Source organism: Vibrio lentus, from assembly GCF_002875945.1.
Taxonomy (GTDB): Bacteria; Pseudomonadota; Gammaproteobacteria; order Enterobacterales; family Vibrionaceae; genus Vibrio; species Vibrio apostichopi.
Genome location: NZ_MCZK01000102.1, coordinates 169,458 through 191,180, shown reverse-complemented (window position 1 = coordinate 191,180; position 21,723 = coordinate 169,458). Strand labels below are relative to the sequence as shown.

Below are 21,723 nucleotides of genomic sequence, written 5' to 3'. Positions count from 1 at the left end.
AGAGCCTTTTTTGTTCTAATTCAGTTATCTTTTCTAACTCAACGAACTGCTGCCCTAACTTTTGCTCTACTTGTCTCTTTGGCTTTCTGTTTGCTTGGCCTGATCAGCAACAAACGCTACAAATTGATCGCGGAGTGTATTTTCGCTATTTCCATTCCATATCAGGCCGACTGGCCAAGTGGCGTGTTCACCTTGTAACGCAATGAATTCCACATCGGTGTTACTAATGAACTGCGCACTGCTAGGTACAATGGTGAAACCGATGTTGGCAGAAACCAACGCCAGCAAGGTCAGAATATCGTCGGCTTCTTGCGTCTTTGATAAGTCGATTTTATTGGCAAGACAATATTGCTGAATCTGTTTGTCTAGTCCGGGACCTCGGTGTTGGGCGAGCTTTAGATAAGGCCATTCCGATAGTTCAGATATTGCCTTACTTGATTTATTAGAACTCAACTCGGCAGCTTGCTTGAGAAGGTCTTTGTGTATCGCGATCACAAGGGAATCATTGAATAGGGTTAGACTTTCTAAATCGGAAGAGTCGGGTATCCGATTGAAGCTGATATCGAGTTCATGGATCAATAGCTCGTCTGTTTGCTGCTTTGAAGGCGTGTCATTCAAGGTGATGTGAACGTCTGGATATTGCTGTTTATACGCTGCAATAAGCTTGGGCGCTTCATGATAGGTAGATACGCCAAAACCAATGTTCAAATGTCCCTGAGTTCCGTTCACCACAGAGCCTGAAAGCTGCTCAAACGCTTGCATCGAATGAACCAAACGTTGGGCTTCTGCTAGTAACGTTTTGCCTGCGTGCGTTAGCTCTGCGCCATTCCTACCACGAGAAAACAGAGACGCCCCAATGTTGGACTCAAGTCGTTGAATCTTTTTGGTGAGGGCCGATTGAGTAATGTATAGCTGTTCTGACGCCAAACGGTAATTGCCCGATTTAGCCAACTGACAAAATGCCTTCAGTAAATCAAATTCCATTCCAAATGCTCATTGAACCAAGAATATCTTTCATTATATGGAATTGAATCGATTTTTTATACTGAGTTCATACCAATTCGATAAAGAGAAGTTTGAGGGCGAATCATGAAGAGAGACATCAAAGTAGCGTCGGTTCAATTTAACCACCACGCAGGTGATAAGGCGTATAACTTATCGGTTATAGAGCAATATGTTCAAAAGGCAGCGGACAGTGGCGTGGAGATCATCAGCTTCCCAGAGATGTGCATCACCGGTTATTGGCATGTCTCTGAATTGTCGCGAGGCGAGATAGAAGGACTGGCGGAACCTGTCCCGAGCGGTGAATCGACTCAAAAGCTTGTTTCGCTAGCAACACAATTTGGAATGAGTGTTGGCGCGGGCTTGATAGAGCAGGGTACTGATGGTGAGTTATACAACACTTACGTATTCGCCATGCCCAATGGCGAGGTGCAGAAACACCGTAAACTGCATACCTTCGTTAGCCCTCACATGAGCAGTGGAGACCAATACACGGTGTTCGAAACGCCGCATGGCTGCAAAGTCGGTATCTTGATTTGTTGGGATAACAACTTGGTCGAGAACGTACGAATTACCGCTTTGAAAGGGGCTGATATATTGATTGCCCCACATCAGACGGGCGGTTGCCAATCACGCAGTCCGAACGCGATGAAGCGAATTGACCCAGAGTTGTGGTTTAACCGTCATGAAAACCCGGAAGCAATTCGTGCTGAAATGCAGGGTAAGAATGGTCGCGAGTGGCTAATGCGTTGGCTGCCTGCAAGAGCGCACGACAATGGCATGTTTGTGGTGTTTAGTAATGGTGTCGGCGTTGATATGGATGAAGTCAGAACAGGTAATGCGATGATCCTAAGCCCTTATGGTGAAATCATCACCGAGACGGACAGCGTAGATAACGACATGGTGATTGCAGAGCTAAAAGCGAAAGAGTTGGACATGTGTACGGGCAGACGTTGGATTCGTGGCCGTAAGCCAGAGCTTTATCATTCACTTACACAACCTCTTGGTCATGAACTTGATCCGCACCAAGCGCGTTTTGCTGAGAAGTAATGTGAAGATGCTGGTGGATAAGGCGAGTAAATAAGGAGTCGGCAGGGAAGGGGTTGATTCAATAACATCGGATGTAGTCTACCCACTTAAACGGTTTTTAAGTGGGTAGACTATTTAAGCATTAAGCCTCTAAGTTCTATTCTCAGTGGCGAGTGCGAGAAGACGTCAGTTCTGATGCGCGTAGCTGAGCAACGGCTTTCGCTAATTCTAGCTGAGCTTGTGCAAAATTGATGTCGACATTGCCCTTGTTGATATTCTCAAGAGCCGCATATTTCGCTTCTTCTGCGCGAGCACGGTCAATGTCTTTGCCGTGCAATGCGGTATCGGCTAACACCGTTACCACATCCGGCTGAACTTCAAGCATGCCACCAGAGACATACAGCACTTGCCCCTCTGATTTAGGGTCTGTGACAAACACTGTCACGCCTGGCTTTATTTTACTGAGAAGCGGGGAGTGACCTGGGCGAATCCCCAGCTCACCGTCAGCGCCAGAAACGGCTAGGGCATACGCTGGACCTGAAAACAGCGTACCTTCCGCACTTACAATATTAAGTTGAAATGTATTATCTGTAATTCCGATAGCCATGGTGCACCTGCCTCTTAGAGTGATTTAGCTTTGTTAAGCACTTCGTCGATAGAACCACAGTACAAGAACGCTTGCTCTGGGATATCGTCGTATTCGCCGCCTAGCAGGCCTTTAAAGCCTCTCAGTGTTTCACTTAGCGGTACAAATACACCTTTCTGACCAGTAAATACTTCTGCTACGTGATAAGGCTGAGTTAAGAAACGTTCAATCTTACGAGCGCGAGATACCGTCTGCTTATCTTCAGTCGATAGCTCGTCCATACCAAGAATCGCGATGATGTCTTTTAGCTCTTTGTAGCGTTGCAGCGTTGTTTGTACTTTTTGTGCAATGTCGTAATGCTCTTGACCAACGACAAGAGGATCCAATTGGCGAGATGTTGAATCCAACGGGTCGATTGCAGGGTAGAGGCCTAATGCAGCGATATTACGCGACAGTACAACGGTTGCGTCTAAGTGAGCAAAGGTTGTTGCTGGCGATGGATCGGTCAAGTCATCCGCAGGTACGTATACCGCTTGAATAGACGTGATCGAACCTTGTCTGGTTGATGTGATACGTTCTTGAAGCACACCCATCTCTTCAGCCAATGTTGGCTGGTAACCTACCGCTGATGGCATACGACCTAGCAGTGCTGATACTTCTGTTCCCGCAAGCGTGTAACGGTAGATGTTATCAATGAACAACAGTACGTCACGACCTTCATCACGAAAGCGCTCAGCCATAGTCAGGCCTGTCAGCGCAACACGTAGACGGTTTCCCGGTGGCTCGTTCATTTGACCGTAAACCATGGCAACTTTGTCTAGTACGCCAGCTTCTTTCATCTCGTAGTAGAAATCGTTACCTTCACGGGTACGTTCACCAACACCGGTAAATACAGAGAGACCTGAATGAGCTTTGGCGATGTTGTTGATAAGCTCCATCATGTTGACGGTTTTACCAACACCCGCACCACCGAACAGACCGATTTTACCACCCTTAGCGAAAGGACAGATAAGGTCGATAACCTTAACGCCTGTTTCTAGAAGTTCAGTACTGTTGGCTTGTTCTTCATAAGAAGGAGCTTCACGGTGAATTTCGTAGCTTTCTTTCTGGCCGATTTCACCACATTCATCAATAGGTTGACCAAGCACGTTCATGATACGGCCTAAGGTTTCTTCGCCCACAGGGACCGTGATTGGAGAGCCTGTGTTTTCAACAGTGAGGCCGCGGCGCAAGCCATCTGACGTGCCCATTGCAATACAACGAACGATACTGCCACCCAACTGTTGCTGAACTTCTAATACGAGTGAGCTTGCTTCTTCGCTCGTCACTTTTAATGCATCATAAACGCGTGGGCTGTTGCCGCCGCTGAACTCGACGTCTACCACCGCGCCGATAACTTTAACTATTTTTCCAACACTCATCTCTAAATCCTCAAATTCTATTCTGACCCACTCTTTCTGCCCTTAGACAGCTTGAGCACCTGAGACTATTTCACTCAGTTCTTGGGTAATGGCAGCCTGTCGCGCTTTGTTGTAAACCAACTGCAAATCATCGATGAGTTGGCCTGCGTTATCGGTCGCCGCTTTCATGGCCACCATTCGGGCTGCTTGCTCACAGGCAATGCTCTCTACGATGCCTTGATAAACTTGCGATTCAATGTATCGATGTAACAGCTCAGAGAGGATGTCTCTTGGTGCTTGCTCATAGATATAGTCCCAACGACGAGCCTTTTTCGTACCGTCATCAGCCTCAGAATCTGAGGGGTGGGGTAGCAACTGTAAGGTCGTTGGTTCTTGAACCATGGTGTTGATGAACTGGTTATAAACGAGATACAAACTGTCGATTTTTTCGTCGTCGTAATGCCCTAGCATCGCGTTAACTGTACCTAAGATGTCTTCTAATTTAGGTGCGTCACCAAGACCTGACGTTTGCGCGATAACATTGCCGCTGCGTTGGAAAAATGAGATAGCTTTTGAACCAATTAAGGTGGTTTCTACTTCAACACCTTTGGTACGCCACTGTTCCATTTCTTCTAGCACTTTCTTGAACAGGTTAGAGTTCAAGCCACCACATAAGCCCCGATCGGACGAAATAATGATGTAAGCAACACGTTTTGGTTCACGCTGTTGAAGATAGGGGTGCTGGTATTCCAGCGACCCTGATGCGACGTGAGAGATAACTTTGCGCATGTTCTCGGCATATGGACGTGTTAGCGTCATGTTGTCCTGAACCTTACGCATCTTACTTGCCGCAACCATCTCCATTGCACTGGTGATTTTCTGAGTGTTACTAACACTGCCTATCTTGGTGCGAATTTCTTTAGTATTTGCCATTATCTGCTCCTAATTTGTTTTGATTTCCAGCCAACAAACCGGAGCGTTTACCAAGCTTTCAACGCTACAAAGTCACCAAGCAGTTTTGCAAGTGCACTGTCGATCTCGTCGTTGTAGTCACCATTAGCATTGATGGTGTCGAACAATTCTGGGTTTTGGCCTTTTGCGTAAGCAATCAATTCTTCTTCAAAACGTGCAACTTTGTGCAACTCTACGTCAGCCAAGTAGCCTTTTTCTGCTGCGTAGATAACCGTTGCTTGCTCAGCGACAGACATTGGAGAGTATTGCTTTTGCTTCATCAATTCGGTTACACGCTCACCATGGTCAAGCTGCTTACGCGTCATGTCGTCTAAGTCAGAAGAGAACTGAGAAAATGCGGCTAATTCGCGGTATTGAGCTAATGATGTACGGATACCACCAGACAATTTCTTAATGATCTTGCACTGAGCTGCGCCACCCACACGAGATACCGAGATACCTGGATCAACAGCAGGGCGTAGGCCTGAGTTAAACAGTTGGGTTTGTAGGAAAACCTGACCATCAGTAATTGAGATTACGTTGGTTGGTACAAACGCAGATACGTCACCCGCTTGAGTTTCAATGATAGGCAGCGCGGTTAATGAGCCTGTTTGGCCTTTCACTTCACCGTTTGTGAACTTCTCTACATATTCCGCATTCACTCGTGCTGCACGTTCTAGTAGGCGTGAGTGGAGGTAGAATACGTCGCCAGGGAAGGCTTCACGACCCGGTGGACGCTTAAGTAGCAATGAGATTTGACGGTAAGCGACGGCTTGTTTTGATAGGTCATCGTAGATGATCAGTGCATCTTCACCGCGGTCACGGAAGTATTCACCCATGGTGCAACCCGCATAAGGTGCTAGGTATTGAAGCGCGGCAGATTCTGATGCTGATGCCACAACAACGATGGTGTTTTTAAGCGCATCGTGGTCTTCGAGTTTACGAACAACGTTTGCGATAGTCGATGCTTTCTGGCCAATCGCCACGTACACACATTTGATGCCCGAATCTTTTTGATTGATGATCGCATCGATGGCTAGCGCCGTTTTACCTGTCTGACGGTCACCGATGATAAGTTCACGTTGACCACGACCGATAGGCACCATGGTGTCGACTGCTTTATAACCGGTTTGAATGGGTTGATCGACGGACTTACGTTCGATTACACCCGGTGCAATTACTTCTACTGGGTCGAGTCGGTCACAACTCACTGGGCCTTTGCCATCAATAGGTTCGCCTAGTGTGTTCACGACACGGCCAAGAAGTCCGTTACCGACAGGTACTTCCAAGATACGACCTGTCCCTTTCACTTTCATACCCTCAGAGAGGTCAGTGTAGGGGCCCATAACCACGGCACCGACTGAGTGGGTATCAAGGTTCAGCGCAAGAGCGTACTTGCCACCTGGAAGCTCAATCATCTCACCCTGCATGACATCCGCAAGGCCATTAATGGTAATGATGCCGTCACGAACCGAGACTATGGTGCCTTCGTTGCGAGCTTCGGTGCTCACATTAAATTTCGAGATGCGATCTTTAATCAGGTCGCTGATTTCATTTGAATTTAATTGCATAATTGTTACCTATCTCGCGTGAAGTTGATGAGCTAATCGGTTAATTGATGTGTTCAAAGAACCATCGATGACGGTTTCACCCGCCTTGATTACGATCCCGCCAACCAGCGAGTCATCAATAACCTGTTCCATTTCAACCTGACGCTCTAATTTCTTCTCAAGTGCAGCAGTGAGTGATGTAACTTGATCTTGTGTAAGCAATTCTGAACTGGTGACAGTGACAGGGATTACACGTTCATGTTCGTCCTTTAGGTCGCTGAACAAGTTAAACAAGTCTCTGATCACGGCAAGACGGCCATTCTCAGCCAAGACTTTGATGAGATTAATGACGTGGTCATCAACAAGCCCTTGGCAAACGTGAATGATGAGATTGACCAGTTCTTCAGATTGCTGTGTGTGAACACCTTCTGCTGATGAAATCTGTTTAGCGATCGTTTCTTCTTCCGCTACCGTCACAAGAATGGACAGCATTGAGTGCCACTCTTGTAACTTGTTTTCACCTAAAGCAAAGTCGAACGATGCTTTAGCGTAGGGATGAGCAATATTGGTGTAATCTGACATATTGCCTCCGTTTAGAGTTCGCTTATCATTTGATCAACTAACGCTCGGTTCGTTTCAGAATCTAGGTTTTTGCTGATCAATTTCTGTGCACTTTGAATAACAGCGTCTGCCATATCCGCCTGAAGTTCACGGCGTAACTTTTGACGTTCGCCTTCTAGCTCAGCTCTACCTTGTTCTAAGATGCGTGCCTTTTCTTGCTCGCCTTCTTGGTGAGCTAAGGTGATGATTTCGTTGCGGCGTTTCTTGCCTTGCTCAATCAGTTCGGTCACATTTTTTTTCGCATCTGCGACGAGTTGTGCGCCATTTGATTTTGCTAGTTCTAGCTCTTTCGCTGCATTCTCTGAATGGCGTAAACCATCAGCAATTTCTTTTTGGCGCTCGTCTAACATCGCGGTGAGAGGGGGCCATACATATTTCATGCATAGCCAAACAAAAATCACGAATGAGATTGCTTGACCAAACATGCTGGCATTTAAATTCATACCTTCCTCACTAAATCTTGATTATTTACAAATCGATCTTTTCAAAGCTTTTAATTAAGCAACGGCAAAGATGATGTATAGACCGATACCAACACCGATCATCGGTACAGCATCAACAAGGCCCATCATGATGAAGAATTGAGTACGAAGCATTGGAGTAAGGTCTGGTTGACGAGCAACACCTTCAAGGTATTTACCTGCTAAGTTACCAATACCAGATGCCGCGCCTGCTGCACCTAAACCGATCAGTAATGCACCTGCTACATATAAAACTGCGCTTACGATATCCATTTGTATCTCCGATAAATAATTTGTTAGTTAATTTTTAGTTATTAATTAATGGTGTTCTTCTGTTGCCATTGCTAGATAAACAACGGTCAGTACCATAAATATAAATGCTTGTAAGAATACGATTAATATGTGGAATAAGGCCCATGGAACACTCAGTGCCCATTGCATCCACCATGGCATTAATGCAATAAGGATGAATATCATCTCGCCTGCATACATGTTTCCGAATAATCGTAAGCCTAATGATATTGGCTTTGAAATTAATGTTATTAATTCAAGAACTAAGTTAACAGGATATAAAAGAGGGTTATCAAATGGCTGAGTAGTAAGCTCTTTGATAAAGCCTTTCAAACCTTTATTCTTTAACGTATACGTTAATAGTAGAATAAACACACCGAGTGCCATCGACATTGGGATATTTACATCCGCTGTCGGTAGATCTCTAAAGTGTTCTAAACCTATTGCACGAGTTAACCCTGGTATTAAATCAATTGGTAATAGGTCGACTGCATTCATTAACAGCACCCAAACAAAAGTGGTTAATGCCAGTGGTCCTATTAATTTATCCTCCGCTTGAAAAATCTCTTTGACTAGGTTGTTAACGAAATCAAAGATAAGCTCGATAAAACATTGAAAACGACCTGGAACACCGCTAGTGCCCCGAGTGACTACATATCGAAAAGCTCCAATAAACAGTAAACCTGTAATCCAAGATACCAACATTGAGTCAATGTTGAACGCCCAGAAACCATCACCTGTAGTTAAGAAGGTTAAGTGATGCTCTATGTATTCGTGAGCGGTAGTGACTTGATCCATACTACACGTACTCCGATCTTGTAGAGGCAGTAATAAATGGTGTTAAGAAGTACCCAATCATTGTGAAAATATACGCGTATAATATTACTGGGTTATCCAATTTAAAAAACTGGAATGCCAAGATAAACATTAAGAACGTATAGGTTATTTTCACGACACGACTCATTTGCATTAAGTCACGTAAACTATAATTAGGGTTCTTGTGCACCTTAAGGCTTGCATATATAAAACCAAACAGCGGTGGTAACATCGCGATTACGACACCCAAAGCTGAAGACTCCATATCTACTTTATTACCAAAAAACACTTCATATAAAACTACACCGACGGCTAATACTATTTGGCAGAGAACAACTCTTTTAGCAGCAACAAGGATGTCGCTACTTATCCCATTAAGCCTCATAATAAAACCCTATATTTAACAGTGTAAGTTAATATAAAACACAGTTTGAATATGTTTTGTTACTAGCACTTACTTGTTAATAGCAATTTGACTTGTTAATAAACCTTTACTTGTTAACAAAGAAATAATCTTTCTGGCTTTATATCTCCTGACGAAATTAAGCGAAATAAACTAACTCGCTATCGTTTCGACAAAATATAAACTACGCCTAAAATTATGTGATCAAAACGACAAATATCGACATCAATAATTCCATTTTTGAAATGAGTGTTTTCCATTTATGAAAGTAATAGTTCGATTAGAATATTCATGAGAATTTAAGATGTATTATTTTCTAGGGTAGGAGGGGGTTTTCAGTAGAATTTAGAGGGTTAATTTGGCTGCTTACGATCTTATCAATTAAGACTATTCAAACACTTACAATCAATTCCAAATAAATTACAGAGCGTCATTCCGGTAGCCGTTGGCACCGTTTTAACCACTGATGTAAGCCTTTGTTTGTTGAGTGATTTATCTATACGGCGTTCTCTATCGAAAACAAAATATTTTTTAATTTGTTTGTCACACAGCTATAAATCATGCTTTGAAACGGATAAATGGTCACTTAAGAAAGAGATTCTGGGAATCATTCAGCCCCAATTATGGATGTACAGAGCTGAAAATCGGCGCTAAAACTTATGATACAAAGATACAAAGATACAAAGATACAAAGATACAAAGGCCAAACGTGGAGCTAGATCGGAACTCATGCTCCACCATCGGCCTTATAAAGGAAGCGAACTTAATCAGCTTCCTTTATGAGTCTTCATAACTTAGGTACTGAATACACAAATCGTGAAAGGCTTGTGCTTGTGGCGATATCGTCCGGTCAGCCAACCTGAAAATACCGATCTGACGCTGTAACGGCGGGTCAATCAACGGAATCCACACTAAGCGAGTCTCATTGGTTGGGAAGGCCAGCTTTGGCAGCGTGGTTACGCCTATCCCAAGTTCTAATACCGAAAACAGCGAAGTAATGTTCTCCACTGAATAGAGCGCTTGTTCGCTGAGCATTCGAGCGGGTGTTGGGTCAAGTAGGGTACAAGTACCATTGCGAATGAAGGGTTGTTTTAACAAAGTTTGCCATTCGATTCCCTCTTTTTGAGAGGCGATAGGGTTGTCCTTGAGGCAGACCACACCGATAGGATCGGAAAGTAAAGGCGTAAAGTCGATGCTCTCTTCTTCTAAATGGGAGCTATTTCCGAGGGCAACATCCACCTCTCCAGACAATAATCTCGCTTCCACACCTGCCGCATTATCATCAATCAAGCTGACTTCTACATTAGGGTACTGCTCACAAAAAGCCCCTAAAACACTAGGGATTAATTTTGCGGCGACCGATGGCACGCTCGCTATTCGAACTCTTCCTTGTTGTCCCGCCGCGGCTGCGCGCAGGTCATTGTCTAATGCCTTGTAAACATTCAGGAATTGAATGATTTTTGGCAGGCATATTTCCCCGAAAGGTGTCAGGGTTGATTTGTTGCCTGTTTCAAACAGTGGCTGGCCAAGTATTTTTTCCAGCTCTTTTATCGATGTAGAAAGTGCCGCTTGCGATCGATTTGCACGGTGAGAGGCCGCTCGAAATCCTCCTTCTTCGACCACTAAAACAAAATGTTTTAACTGTTGTAGCTTAATACTCATGGCACTGATCCTTCTCTAGCCCTTGCTATACCTTACTTTTTGAAAGGTGATAGGTTTTATTTATCAAATGCACAAAATTTACCGTTAGATTTATCAGTCGTCAAGGTGCAGTATTTAACCATCTTGAAACATAGTTGTTACAAAGTTGGATGAAATCGTGAACGCACAAACTAAAAAACACCCAGTAAAAACCGAGCTTTTTGCTTCAAAAGCACCACTAGAGTGGGCAATCGCTAATAACGGCACTCTATATACAGCGCAGATTCCAATTGATGAAACTGGCGCAGTAGTAGAAGGCGGTATTGAAGCGCAAACGCGTCAGACTTTTAACAACCTTGTTCATACGTTGGAGTGTGCAGGCGAATCTATGGATTCAGTGCTGCAAGTTCTGATTTACGTGACAGACCGTGAATATCTAAAAACGGTAAACAGCGTATACGGAGAATACTTCAATGCACCTTATCCAAACCGGGCTGCGGTCGTCGTTGCAGGGTTAGCAAGAGAAGAGATGCTGGTCGAGTTCGTGGTTTATGCATCGGCGTCTCAACCTGAATAATCAGACTGTGAACTAAAGCTATTTGCGGATCAAAACTCTTTTAATTTGAAGTGGTTTATTGATACAAGCGACTTGGTTCACTTTAGAAACAAAATATACATCTTATTTTAGCAATTAATTACCTGAATACTAACAGTTTATTAATTAACCAGATGGTTGCCAGACTCAACCGCAACCTAACCGTTACAAGGACAGAATGATGACTCAATTACAGAATGTTCAAGCAGAAAACGCACTTTACATCGGCGGCGAATGGCAAGCGGGTGTAAGCACCGTTGCGAACATTAACCCATCAGATATTTCTGAAAACATCGGTAACTTCGCACAAGCAAGTGCTGACCAAGTTCAACAAGCGATTTCAGCGGCGAAGCACGCTCAACCAGAGTGGGAAAAAACGCCGATTGAACGCAAGCAAGCAGTGCTTCAAGCGATTGGTGATGAGCTGATTGCACGTTGTGATGAGCTGGGTACGTTGCTTTCTCGTGAAGAAGGTAAGCCTTTTGCTGAAGGTCGTGGTGAGATTTACCGTGCAGGTCAGTTCTTCCAGTATTTTGCGGCTGAAGTGCTTCGTCAAATTGGCGACAACGCAGAATCAGTACGTCCTGGCGTTTCTGTAGAAGTGACTCGTGAAGCGGTGGGTGTTATCGGCATCATCTCTCCTTGGAACTTCCCGACAGCAACAGCAGCTTGGAAAATCGCTCCAGCGCTTGCTTTCGGTAACAGCGTTATCTGGAAACCAGCAAACCTAACACCAGCAAGTGCGGTAGCACTCACTGAGATTATCCACCGCCAAGGCATGCCAGCAGGCACGTTCAACCTTGTTCTAGGTAGCGGTTCGAAAGTAGGTGATGCACTGATCAATTCTAAAGAAGTGAACGGTGTGAGCTTTACTGGTTCTGTTGATACAGGTCGTAAGGTTGCAGCTGCTACAGCGCCAAACTTCGTTCGTTGCCAACTAGAGATGGGCAGTAAGAACGCACTTGTGGTTGCTGATGATGCTGATATCCAAACAGCTGTTGATGCAACTATCGCAGGTTCGTTCTCTGGCGCAGGTCAAAAATGTACAGCATCTTCTCGTCTAGTGGTTATGGATGGCATTCACGACCAATACGTTGAAGCGCTAATCAAACGCATGAGCGAACTGAAAGTGGGTCACGCACTAGAAGACGGCGTGTTCATGGGCCCTGTTGTTGACGGCAACCAACTTGAAGCAAACCTAGGTTGGGTTGAGAAAGCACGTCAAAGTGGCGGTGAGCTCGCATTTGGTGGCGAACGCCTAAGCATGAAACACGAAGGTTTCTACATGTCTCCAACGCTGTTCTTGAACACTAAGAACGATTGGGAAGTGAACCAAGAAGAAGTGTTTGCACCAATGGCAAGCGTGATTCGTGTGGCTGACCTAGAAGAAGCTATCGCGACAACCAACGATACTCGCTTTGGTCTAACGGGCGGCATCATTACTCAAAGCCTACGTACTAGCGCAATGTTCAAGCAACAAGCGCAAACAGGTTGTGTGATGGTGAACCTACCAACAGCAGGCACGGATTACCACGTACCGTTTGGTGGTCGTAAAGAGTCTAGCTTCGGTCCTCGTGAGCAAGGTCAGTACGCGAAAGAGTTCTACACAGTGGTGAAGACAGCTTACCAGCGTCCTTACTAATCAACTTTCAATATAAGAATTGGATAGCTGAGGATATTAAGTCCCAAGCTATCCAGCTATCGAATTGGCCTGATTCACAGAGTCAGGCCAACATCCAAACCAAAGCAGAAACGAACTTAGACAAGTGATTTAACCCATTTTTGAAAACATGTTATTTGAGCGTGTTTTCAAAACCGAGCTAGAACACTGAGCTTTCAATAGGAGTGGTTATGTACCAGCAACGGATTGTTATAGATGGATTGCAATACTGCAATTGGAACAGAGAATATTTCCAAACACTAAAGGCGAGCGGCATTACAGCAGTTCACGCTACCGCGGTTTACCACGAGACAGCTCGTGAAACCTTATCTCGCTTTGCAGAATGGAACTTAAGATTCGAGCAGAATGCAGACATTATCATGCCGATTCATTCAATGGCCGATGTTGAAACTGCAAAAGCGACGGGCAAAGTCGGCATTTTTTTAGGTGCTCAAAACTGTTCTCCAATCGACGATGAGATTGGTCTTATCGAAGTGATGCGTCAGCAAGGTCTTTTGATCATGCAACTGACGTACAACAACCAGAGCTTATTGGCGACGGGTTGCTACGAGAAGAACGATACGGGTATTACTCGCTTTGGTAAGCAAGCAATCGAAGAGATGAACCGAGTGGGCATGATCATTGATATGTCTCACAGTGCCGAGCGTTCAACGCTTGAGGCGATTGACCTATCTTCTCGTCCTATTTGTATCAGCCATGCGAACCCAACGTTTGCTCATGATGCACTACGAAACAAATCAAACGATGTGATTAAAGCCCTAACCGCACGCGGTGGCTTAATCGGATTCAGCTTATACCCATTCCACTTACCAAATGGCAGCCAATGTACGTTGGAAGATTTCTGCCAAATGGTTGCGACTACCGCTGACATGGTTGGCGTAGAACACCTAGGTATTGGTAGTGACCTATGCTTAAACCAACCTCAAGCCGTTCTTGAATGGATGAGAAATGGTCGTTGGTCTAAAGCCATGGACTACGGTGAAGGCTCTGCGAACAACTCAGGTTGGCCAGATGCGTTGCCTTGGTTCTGTGGTAGTGCGGGTATGGAAAATATTTATAACGGATTGATGCGTCATGGTTTCAGTGAGTCTGAAGCTGGGCAAGTCTTAGGAGAAAACTGGTTTAACTTCTTGAAAGATGGCCTAGAGCCTCAAAGCAAGGGTTAAGCGCTTTCTCACTAGTAATCATCGAATTAGCAGCCTTCTAATTAACGTTCATTTAGAAGTGCTGTTTTAACTAATTTCACTATTCAAAAGGAACAACGGTCTATTTCGCAACGCGGTAACCCAAACATGGATTAGCCTGCCCAACACAAAAAACAATAGGGCAGGTGTTAAATACACCTCTTGTAGTCATCATTAAAATGACAGCTGCAAAGAAACCTCTGGAGTCAGAGTATGTCTGATTTAACCAATAGCGTGAAATCTTCAAACGTAAATGCGGGTCAAGCAAACACAGCAAGCAAAAAACCTCAGTCTGAATCTACTTCAGACAAGTTAGGATTAACCAACCCAGCACTTTGGTACAGCGGCGGTTTTATCGCTCTGTTCGTAACGCTTGCTTTGTTTGATGGGGAGCTACTCTCTACCCTAGTAAATACGGGCTTTGCATGGTCTGTAAAAGTGTTCGGCCCTTATTGGCAAATGCTTCTTCTTCTGACTTTTCTTATTGGTCTTGGCCTGGCGGCAGGGCGAACAGGCAAGGTTATCCTAGGCGGCATCGCGAAACCTGAAATGGATGGCTTCCGTTGGATGGCTATCATCTTCTGTACGCTACTTGCGGGCGGCGGTGTATTTTGGGCGGCAGCAGAGCCTATCGCACACTACGTTAACCCACCACCGTTGTATGGCGCACAAGAAAACGCACAACAAGGCGCGGTGAATGCTTTATCACAATCATTCATGCACTGGGGTTTCCTAGCATGGGCAATTGTGGGCAGCTTAACGTCTATCGTGGTTATGCACCTTCACTACGACAAAGGCTTGCCTCTTAAACCTCGTATTTTGCTTTACCCAGTTTTGGGTGAAAGAGCACTAAAAGGCCATACAGGCGCACTGATTGATACATGTTGTATTGTCGCTGTAGCGGCGGGTACTATCGGTCCGATTGGTTTCTTAGGCTTACAAGTCAGCTACGCTCTGAATGAACTGTTTGGTATTCCAGATGGCTTCACAACACAGCTAATCATCATTTTGTTCGCTATCGTCCTTTACACATTGTCTGCATTAAGTGGTCTTAACCGCGGAATGCAAATGCTAAGCCGTTACAACGTAATTTTAGCAATGGCATTGATGGTCTACATCCTTATCTTTGGTCCAACGAACTTCATCTTCAATGGCTACATCCAAGGTGTAGGCAGCATGATAGATAACTTCATCCCAATGGCAACATACCGTGGTGACGAAGGTTGGTTAAGCTGGTGGACAGTGTTCTTCTGGGGTTGGTTCCTAGGTTACGGCCCAATGATGGCAATCTTCATCGCTCGTATTTCACGCGGTCGTAGTATTCGCCAATTGGTATCAACCATTAGTCTGATTGCACCGTTTGTTACTTGCTTCTGGTTCACGATTGTTGGTGGCTCTGGTCTTGCGTTCGAAATTGCAGATCCAGGCAGCGTAAGTAAAGCGTTCGAAGGCTTCAACTTACCAGGCGCGCTACTGGCGGTAACTCAGCAGCTACCTATGCCAATGCTAATTTCTATTTTGTTCTTGATCTTAACCACGATCTTCATCGTAACGACCGGTGACTCGATGACTTACACCATCAGTGTGGTTATCAGTGGTGAGACAGAACCTAATGCAATTATTCGTACTTTCTGGGGTGTGATGATGGGGGTAACAGCGTTAATTCTGATTTCCCTAGGTTCAGGCGGTATTTCTGCGCTGCAATCGTTCATTGTTATCACAGCGGTACCGGTGTCCTTAATCTTACTGCCATCGCTTTGGAATGCGCCTCAAATCGCAATCAAGATGGCAAAAGATCAAGGTTTATAAAGAGCAGGCTTTTTAAAGAGCAGATTTTTTAAAGAAAAGGGCTCTGTAAGACAAGAGCCCTGTAAAACAAGAAACTGATTAAATAAGAATAAATCAGCCTTCGAAAGAAGGTTGATGCAAAAATTCCGAAAGGAACAGCAAACCCGTACTGGTGAAGATACACCGGACGGCAAAGTATTTAGGTCAATCGATCTAGTCAGGACAAATAATAAGGGGCGAGCTCGCTTGCCCCGCATAACGTGAAAGCTAACCAGCATACTGTAACAACGAATGCTTCAAATGACGGCAACGATCGGTTCTGAATGGCTAGCAAAATCCTATAACTATAAGGTGGTGAGCAAAATGGATGCACATCGTTCTACCTACACTGAATCAGCATTACGTGACGCAACAGTCGTCATGGCACCGGAAAGGCTAGGTGCTATGCACCAAACACGCATCAGCTTCGTAAGAACTCTGATTCGTAAAATGGCGCAGCAAGAGTGGAAAGTGACTAAGCATGAGTGGCAATTAGACGCTCAGGGTTTTGGTCACGTTATCTATAAGCTAGCGACGCCAAACCATGTTTATCATTTGGTTGTTTTTTGCGATGAAATTGCAGACGACGAACGAAATGACCGTGTAATTGCTGAAAAGTGGGACGTAACGTTTGCGCTTGTTCTTGGTGATGTTGATGTCACCCTACTTGAAAGACTTCGTGCGAATGTACCGCTTCAAGAAGCAGGCCGTAATCCTAACAATGTGCTTGTTTTAGCGCGTGCCAATAAAAGTGTACGTGTGTTTGAACATATCGTTAGTCACTTGGCTAAAGGTGTTCAACCAACACCTAAAGAATTGGCTGAAGTGGGCTACATCCTACGAACTACTGCAGTTTACGGTAATGGTAAATTTGGCATTGCTGACTTCAAAATCTTAGAGAAAAATGAAGATTTTAATCAGTCGTTTAGCGCTCAAATGTGCGCGGTTTATATGCTGCGTGAGTTCAGCCTAGATTGGGTTCATTACCTAGCCGAACAACAAGGCGGTGAACAAGCGATTGCTTTACACCGTGGATTACAACGCTACCTAGGCGTTGGTAACGCGACAGGTTTAGGCATGGCCCCTTACCTGATTAACCACCCAAGTATTGTCGATCAGTGGATGACAACCCGTGAACATGCATTGGCGGACGTGTTGTCCAGTCAGACTGATACGGCGTTGATCGAGCCACTACGTACGTTAGTTAAAAAAGCGATTTGTCATTTAGAACAAGTCGTTACCATCAATGAAACACAGCAAGAGCTGAACAAAGCCGCTGTTGATGATTTGAAAGCAACAGAGCAATCGCTAGAAACGTCTGTCAGCCAGTGTGATACATGGGCGCAGTTAGTCGAGCAATCTAAGCAAATGAGTATGGAAGCCCAAGAAATCCTTATCTCATGCTTGATGGAATTGTACCCAGAATTAGTGGACGCCCATCAAGAGCAAATGAATTGCAGCGAAACACTGTCGCTTCCTAGCGGCAAAAAGATTCAAGATCTTCTGGTTGTATTAGAAGAAAAGTACCGTTGGGCGATCACGACTGACTTTACTAAAGCAGAGAACAACTACTGGTTCTGGTATCGCTCTCAAGACAAAGAAGAGCCAAGACTCGGTGTTCGAGGCGAAGAACTAGGTGAAGAGCGTGAATTGCCGTTGGATATCGGACGTCAAGCTTACCGTTTGTACCACGCTTTATTGCAATTCGCGCCTGAGCTTTCTTTGGCTGAATTCCTTGTTAAACAGCCGCAGCATCGTGCAATCGCGCGCCGTGTGTGGACGCTAGGTAACAAAGCGATGGGCGACATTCAAATGAATGTGCTGCACCAAGATTCGCCGCCAATGCACTTACTGCGTTGTAAGCTAGCGATGTTTGGTGCGACTAAGTTTGATCCTCGTTCAGATCGCTGGGTACGAGTGACTTTTTTCCAAGGTGCGCCATTGCTTGATGAGATTCATCAGGACGAATGGGTGTTCCCAATATTACCAAGTGAAGCGGAGCTCGCTGACTCACAAAAAGCTACTACACATATCAACGCTCAACATGGAGGTAAATCGTTATGATCGTTTCTCACAATGAACTGGTAGCGGCCGTCAATAAAGCCTTTTTGGGTATGCGTCGTACATGTGGTGAAGCCGATGTAATAGCGAACATGGTGGCAGATTTACAAATGGTCGGTTTGGATGGAGTTCGTCATTTTAACAATGCGAGCAACTTTATGGGTCTTGAAGACGATTGCCCTGTAGACATTCAAGTGAGCAGCGACAATACCGTTGAAGTTGACCTGCACAAGGCGAGCTTAGCCTGTCACCTTCCCGTGATTATGGACTATTCGATTGAAAAAATGGTCGGTAAGAAGACGCTGAAAATTGAGCTAAACAACTGTCACAACCGTTGGTTAGCGTACAGCGAGCTTGTGAAACTGGCTGCGAAAGGCATCGCGTGTACCGCACGTTGGGACAATGGTTCTAACCCTAAGAGCACTTTGTATGTTCTTAACCGTGGTTGCGTAGCTCCAGAACTGTTTTTATCAGATTTGCCACTGGCATCGGACGAACATATCCACAATATGACCATCGAACTTTCCGTCCAGGATTTCGATATCGAACGTTTGTCAGATGGCTACCAAACACACATTGAATCGGAAGCGCTTTTTAAAACTCAAGAGAAAGCGTGGAACGATGGCATTGAAGTTGATGATGGAGAGTGGGCCGCGTTGAAAGAGACTGCGACGGCTATTCTTGTCGAAAGTAGCCAACGTTCGACTCAAGGTGCAGGTGAATTGACGGCTTCCTAGTCGCTAGATTCTCTAAATTTGATAGATTTGTTAGAACGAATAGATTCGATAGATTAACGGCAAATAAGCCAGTTAGTTTATCAACACAGATAAAACCAAAGAGCTTAACGTATCCTCACCTCGTTAAGCTCTTTTTATTTGCCTCACGCTTTGGGTTTACTTCACTTCATTCTTTTGGCTTCTCGCTGGATAAATCCCTTCTAAACTGACTGTTTTGACACATGTTGTTACCCGTTGAGGGTTAATTGAACAATTAAACGAAGCACGTTCACATTCATGTTAAACAAACGGTTTCATTTACAAGCTACTATGCGTATCTTGCTAACTAAGGTGCCAAATGGCGCCGTTTTTATTCGTACCGATGACTTTAGAATCAGATAAAAAGGAATGAAGCGTGCAAGCTAACTTTATTGATGGAACCACCCTGTATCGTCAGCACTCTTTTGAGTTGCCACTCGATTACCAAGCAAAAGATGGACAACAGATCCAAGTCTTCGCACGTGAACTGGTTGATCTCGAAAAAGATGCGCAAGAACTGCCGTGGTTGATCTACTTTCAAGGTGGTCCAGGCTTTCCTTCTCCACGTGTTAGCGGTCAATCAGGTTGGCTAAAGCGTGCATTGCAAAACTACCGTGTTCTGCTTCTTGATCAACGTGGTACGGGCAACAGCACGGTGATCAGCCATGAAACCTTGGCGCACCTGTCCCCAGAGCAGCAAGCTGAATACCTAACGCATTTCAGAGCCGATAACATCGTTCGTGACGCGGAAGCGATTCGTGAGCAGTTTGGTGTTCAACAATGGTCGACGATTGGTCAGAGCTTTGGTGGCTTCTGCACCTTGAGCTATTTGTCGCTGTTCCCACAAAGCTTACAACGCTGCTATGTCACGGGCGGTATTCCTTCTATCGAACGCGAAGCTGATGATGTGTATCGCGCGACCTATAAGCGTGTAGAAGACAAAAACAGAGCCTTCTTTGCTCAGTTCCCACAAGCGCAAGCTATGTGTCGTGAGATTTCTGATTACCTGCTTAACAACGATGTGAGACTGCCAAACGGTCAAGTGTTCACCGTTGAACAGTTCCAGTTGATCGGCATTAATCTTGGTGGCGGTGAAGCAAACCTTCCTATGTACTTCACGCTAGAAAGTGCGTTTGTGGAAGTGAACGGAAACAAGCAGTTGAGCTACAGCTTCTTAAATCAAATGCAGCAAGAGCAGGGCTACCTAACGAACCCAATTTACGCGATTTTGCATGAATCGATTTACTGCCAAGGCACAGCGTCTAACTGGTCTGCACACAGAGTGCGCGAGCAGTACCCACACTTTAACTACCAAGCGGGTAGCGAGTTCTGGTTTACTGGAGAAATGGTGTACCCATGGATGTTCGACCAACTAGAAACGCTGAAGCCACTGCGTGAAGCGGCGAACATGTTGGCTGAAAAATCGGATTGGGGCACTTTGTACAACGCTGAACAGCTAAGCAAGAATACCGTTCCAATGGCATGCGCCGTTTACGCTGACGACATGTACGTAGAACTGGATTACAGCCGTGAAACACTGGCGAATATTCCAAATTCAAAAGCGTGGATCACCAACGAGTATGAACACAATGGATTGCGAGTTGATGGCGAACGAATTGTCGATAATTTAATGACGATGGTTGAAGCGTTAGAGAACCTGCCAAAATAATTAGACGGTTTACGTTGGAAGCTGTCTACGTTAAAAGCTAGGTACGTTAGAAGTTATCTACGTCAAAAGCTCTTTACGTTAGAGGTTATCTACGTTAGAAATCAGATACGCTAGAAACAAGAAAACGCTGCATCCGTGCAGCGTTTTTTTTATGTCATCAAACTCTGTTTTGCTCAGTATCGTATTGATAACTAAAGCGAGTAAAGCAGAGAATTTAAGAACCGGGAGGGATAGTTCCTAAACTCATTAAGGTTGGATGACGATATCTTGATTCTCAGTTGTAGATAAGCTGGCGCGGTTCTGTTCGATAAGTTGAGCCGCGTAAGAGGGAGTCACAGCTTGAATTTCGCCTTTCGAACGAATTGTTAGTGCTTCCCACGCATGATCACGGTATTTGCCTGTTTGTGTATATTCAATAAGTACTCTCATGATTCTTCCATCCGATGTGTGGTTAACGTGCTACTAACATTAGCGCCATTGTTGAGGTTGCACACCTGTTAAAAATGGAACATAAGATTAACCAAATGAGAATGCGTGTAACTTGAAAAACAGAGAGAATTGGACTTATCGCGAACCGTTATCAATACGGTTTGCCTGCTAGAAGCTAGAAGCTAGAAGCTAGGATAGGATAGGATAGGAGTTAAGAGTCAAGATTTGAGTTTATGTATGAAAGTCTTTGTTGTATGAAAGTCTTTGTTGTAGGAAAACAAAAAACGCTGCGAATTCGCAGCGTTTTAATTTTTGGTTCCTAGAAAGAAATACTCAGTACCAAGGCGGGTTATTTTTTCAAACCAACAATCTTACATGCAGAAACGACCGCACTTTCAAGGTCTGTTAAACGGCCTGCACTGGCTGGTCCTAGGACATTTGAATACAAGGCTAACTGCTTCTCAAATGATAAATCTAATTGGTTGTATAGATTTTGGCGAATTTGAGCGTGCTGTTGAGGCTCTGCGCTCGATAACCCTTCCAATGTATCGTAGATGAGAGTTGTTGTATCCATAGACGGTCCCTTAGTACATCTTTATAAAATAATGAAGATTATGCACTTAGTCACATCTTTGTTCTGGGATATCGATCTCATTATGTGTGAATTGACTTTATTATGTAATCAGTTAGTTAAAACGTTTGGTGGGTAAAGTGTCGAGATTGGGTGTGATTAGAATATCAAAAACACGGTTGTATCAAAGCTCGTCTGTA

At 44.7% G+C, this 21,723-nt stretch carries 21 protein-coding genes; 8 read left to right on the top strand and 13 right to left on the bottom strand.

Going from position 1 to position 21,723, the window contains the following annotated elements; genetic code table 11:
• Window positions 1-66: 66 nt before the first annotated feature.
• Window positions 67-984, bottom strand: coding sequence for a LysR family transcriptional regulator (locus BCT49_RS09425; RefSeq protein WP_102435014.1), 918 nt, complete (start codon window positions 982-984; stop codon window positions 67-69).
• Window positions 985-1,089: 105 nt separating this feature from the next.
• On the opposite strand from BCT49_RS09425, the gene BCT49_RS09420 reads away from it, so the two are divergent.
• Window positions 1,090-2,052 carry a nitrilase family protein gene (locus tag BCT49_RS09420; RefSeq protein ID WP_102435013.1) on the top strand — a complete coding sequence of 321 codons (963 nt, stop codon included), beginning with the start codon at window positions 1,090-1,092 and terminating at the stop codon, window positions 2,050-2,052.
• A 142-nt stretch (window positions 2,053-2,194) separates the two neighbouring features.
• Here BCT49_RS09420 and BCT49_RS09415 read toward each other — a convergent pair whose 3' ends face one another.
• The 10 genes from BCT49_RS09415 to BCT49_RS09370 all read right to left on the bottom strand — a co-directional run bounded on the left by BCT49_RS09415 (window position 2,195) and on the right by BCT49_RS09370 (window position 10,772).
• Window positions 2,195-2,638, bottom strand: a complete 444-nt coding sequence (locus tag BCT49_RS09415) for a F0F1 ATP synthase subunit epsilon (protein WP_048668867.1) — start codon at window positions 2,636-2,638, stop codon at window positions 2,195-2,197.
• A 14-nt stretch (window positions 2,639-2,652) separates the two neighbouring features.
• Window positions 2,653-4,038 (bottom strand): F0F1 ATP synthase subunit beta, encoded by a 1,386-nt coding sequence (atpD, locus tag BCT49_RS09410; protein ID WP_004730394.1) that lies wholly within the window; start codon window positions 4,036-4,038, stop codon window positions 2,653-2,655.
• A 42-nt stretch (window positions 4,039-4,080) separates the two neighbouring features.
• Window positions 4,081-4,950 carry a F0F1 ATP synthase subunit gamma gene (gene atpG / locus BCT49_RS09405; RefSeq protein ID WP_102435012.1) on the bottom strand — a complete coding sequence of 290 codons (870 nt, stop codon included), beginning with the start codon at window positions 4,948-4,950 and terminating at the stop codon, window positions 4,081-4,083.
• Between the two features lie 47 nt (window positions 4,951-4,997).
• The gene (gene atpA / locus BCT49_RS09400) at window positions 4,998-6,539 is read right to left on the bottom strand and encodes a F0F1 ATP synthase subunit alpha (RefSeq protein WP_102435011.1); all 1,542 of its coding nucleotides are present in this window, start codon (window positions 6,537-6,539) and stop codon (window positions 4,998-5,000) included.
• Between the two features lie 9 nt (window positions 6,540-6,548).
• Window positions 6,549-7,100 (bottom strand): F0F1 ATP synthase subunit delta, encoded by a 552-nt coding sequence (locus BCT49_RS09395; RefSeq protein WP_009844933.1) that lies wholly within the window; start codon window positions 7,098-7,100, stop codon window positions 6,549-6,551.
• Between the two features lie 11 nt (window positions 7,101-7,111).
• Complete coding sequence (locus BCT49_RS09390; protein WP_004730401.1) at window positions 7,112-7,582, bottom strand: F0F1 ATP synthase subunit B; 471 nt, start codon at window positions 7,580-7,582, stop codon at window positions 7,112-7,114.
• A 54-nt stretch (window positions 7,583-7,636) separates the two neighbouring features.
• Window positions 7,637-7,873, bottom strand: coding sequence for a F0F1 ATP synthase subunit C (atpE, locus tag BCT49_RS09385; RefSeq protein ID WP_004730405.1), 237 nt, complete (start codon window positions 7,871-7,873; stop codon window positions 7,637-7,639).
• A gap of 45 nt (window positions 7,874-7,918) precedes the next feature.
• Window positions 7,919-8,689 carry a F0F1 ATP synthase subunit A gene (atpB, locus tag BCT49_RS09380; RefSeq protein WP_102435010.1) on the bottom strand — a complete coding sequence of 257 codons (771 nt, stop codon included), beginning with the start codon at window positions 8,687-8,689 and terminating at the stop codon, window positions 7,919-7,921.
• Between the two features lies 1 nt (window position 8,690).
• Window positions 8,691-9,092, bottom strand: coding sequence for a hypothetical protein (locus tag BCT49_RS09375; protein ID WP_004730409.1), 402 nt, complete (start codon window positions 9,090-9,092; stop codon window positions 8,691-8,693).
• A gap of 795 nt (window positions 9,093-9,887) precedes the next feature.
• On the bottom strand, window positions 9,888-10,772 hold the full coding sequence (locus tag BCT49_RS09370) for a LysR family transcriptional regulator (protein WP_019823356.1): 885 nt from the start codon (window positions 10,770-10,772) through the stop codon (window positions 9,888-9,890).
• Window positions 10,773-10,929: 157 nt separating this feature from the next.
• Here BCT49_RS09370 and BCT49_RS09365 point away from each other — a divergent pair, with 157 nt between their 5' ends.
• From BCT49_RS09365 to BCT49_RS09330, 7 genes are all read left to right on the top strand, one after another.
• A complete protein-coding gene (locus tag BCT49_RS09365; protein ID WP_102435009.1) occupies window positions 10,930-11,328 on the top strand; it encodes a RidA family protein in 399 nt (132 codons plus the stop codon).
• Between the two features lie 199 nt (window positions 11,329-11,527).
• Complete coding sequence (locus tag BCT49_RS09360) at window positions 11,528-12,988, top strand: aldehyde dehydrogenase family protein (protein ID WP_004730413.1); 1,461 nt, start codon at window positions 11,528-11,530, stop codon at window positions 12,986-12,988.
• Between the two features lie 209 nt (window positions 12,989-13,197).
• A complete protein-coding gene (locus BCT49_RS09355; protein WP_029222845.1) occupies window positions 13,198-14,193 on the top strand; it encodes a membrane dipeptidase in 996 nt (331 codons plus the stop codon).
• A gap of 231 nt (window positions 14,194-14,424) precedes the next feature.
• Window positions 14,425-16,020: a BCCT family transporter gene (locus BCT49_RS09345; protein ID WP_102435008.1), complete on the top strand. Its 1,596-nt coding sequence runs from the start codon at window positions 14,425-14,427 to the stop codon at window positions 16,018-16,020.
• Between the two features lie 279 nt (window positions 16,021-16,299).
• Window positions 16,300-18,102 (top strand): hypothetical protein, encoded by a 1,803-nt coding sequence (locus BCT49_RS09340; protein ID WP_076673561.1) that lies wholly within the window; start codon window positions 16,300-16,302, stop codon window positions 18,100-18,102.
• Window positions 18,099-18,836, top strand: coding sequence for a DUF3726 domain-containing protein (locus BCT49_RS09335; protein ID WP_102435007.1), 738 nt, complete (start codon window positions 18,099-18,101; stop codon window positions 18,834-18,836). The genes BCT49_RS09340 and BCT49_RS09335 overlap by 4 nt, the downstream gene beginning before the upstream one ends.
• 394 nt (window positions 18,837-19,230) lie before the next feature.
• Entirely contained in the window at window positions 19,231-20,523 is a 1,293-nt protein-coding gene (locus BCT49_RS09330; protein ID WP_102435006.1) for an alpha/beta fold hydrolase, read from the top strand.
• Between the two features lie 246 nt (window positions 20,524-20,769).
• On the opposite strand, the gene BCT49_RS09325 is transcribed toward BCT49_RS09330, so the two are convergent.
• Entirely contained in the window at window positions 20,770-20,952 is a 183-nt protein-coding gene (locus BCT49_RS09325) for a hypothetical protein (RefSeq protein WP_004730424.1), read from the bottom strand.
• A gap of 349 nt (window positions 20,953-21,301) precedes the next feature.
• Entirely contained in the window at window positions 21,302-21,526 is a 225-nt protein-coding gene (locus tag BCT49_RS09320; protein ID WP_076670032.1) for a PAS factor family protein, read from the bottom strand.
• Window positions 21,527-21,723 lie beyond the last annotated feature (197 nt).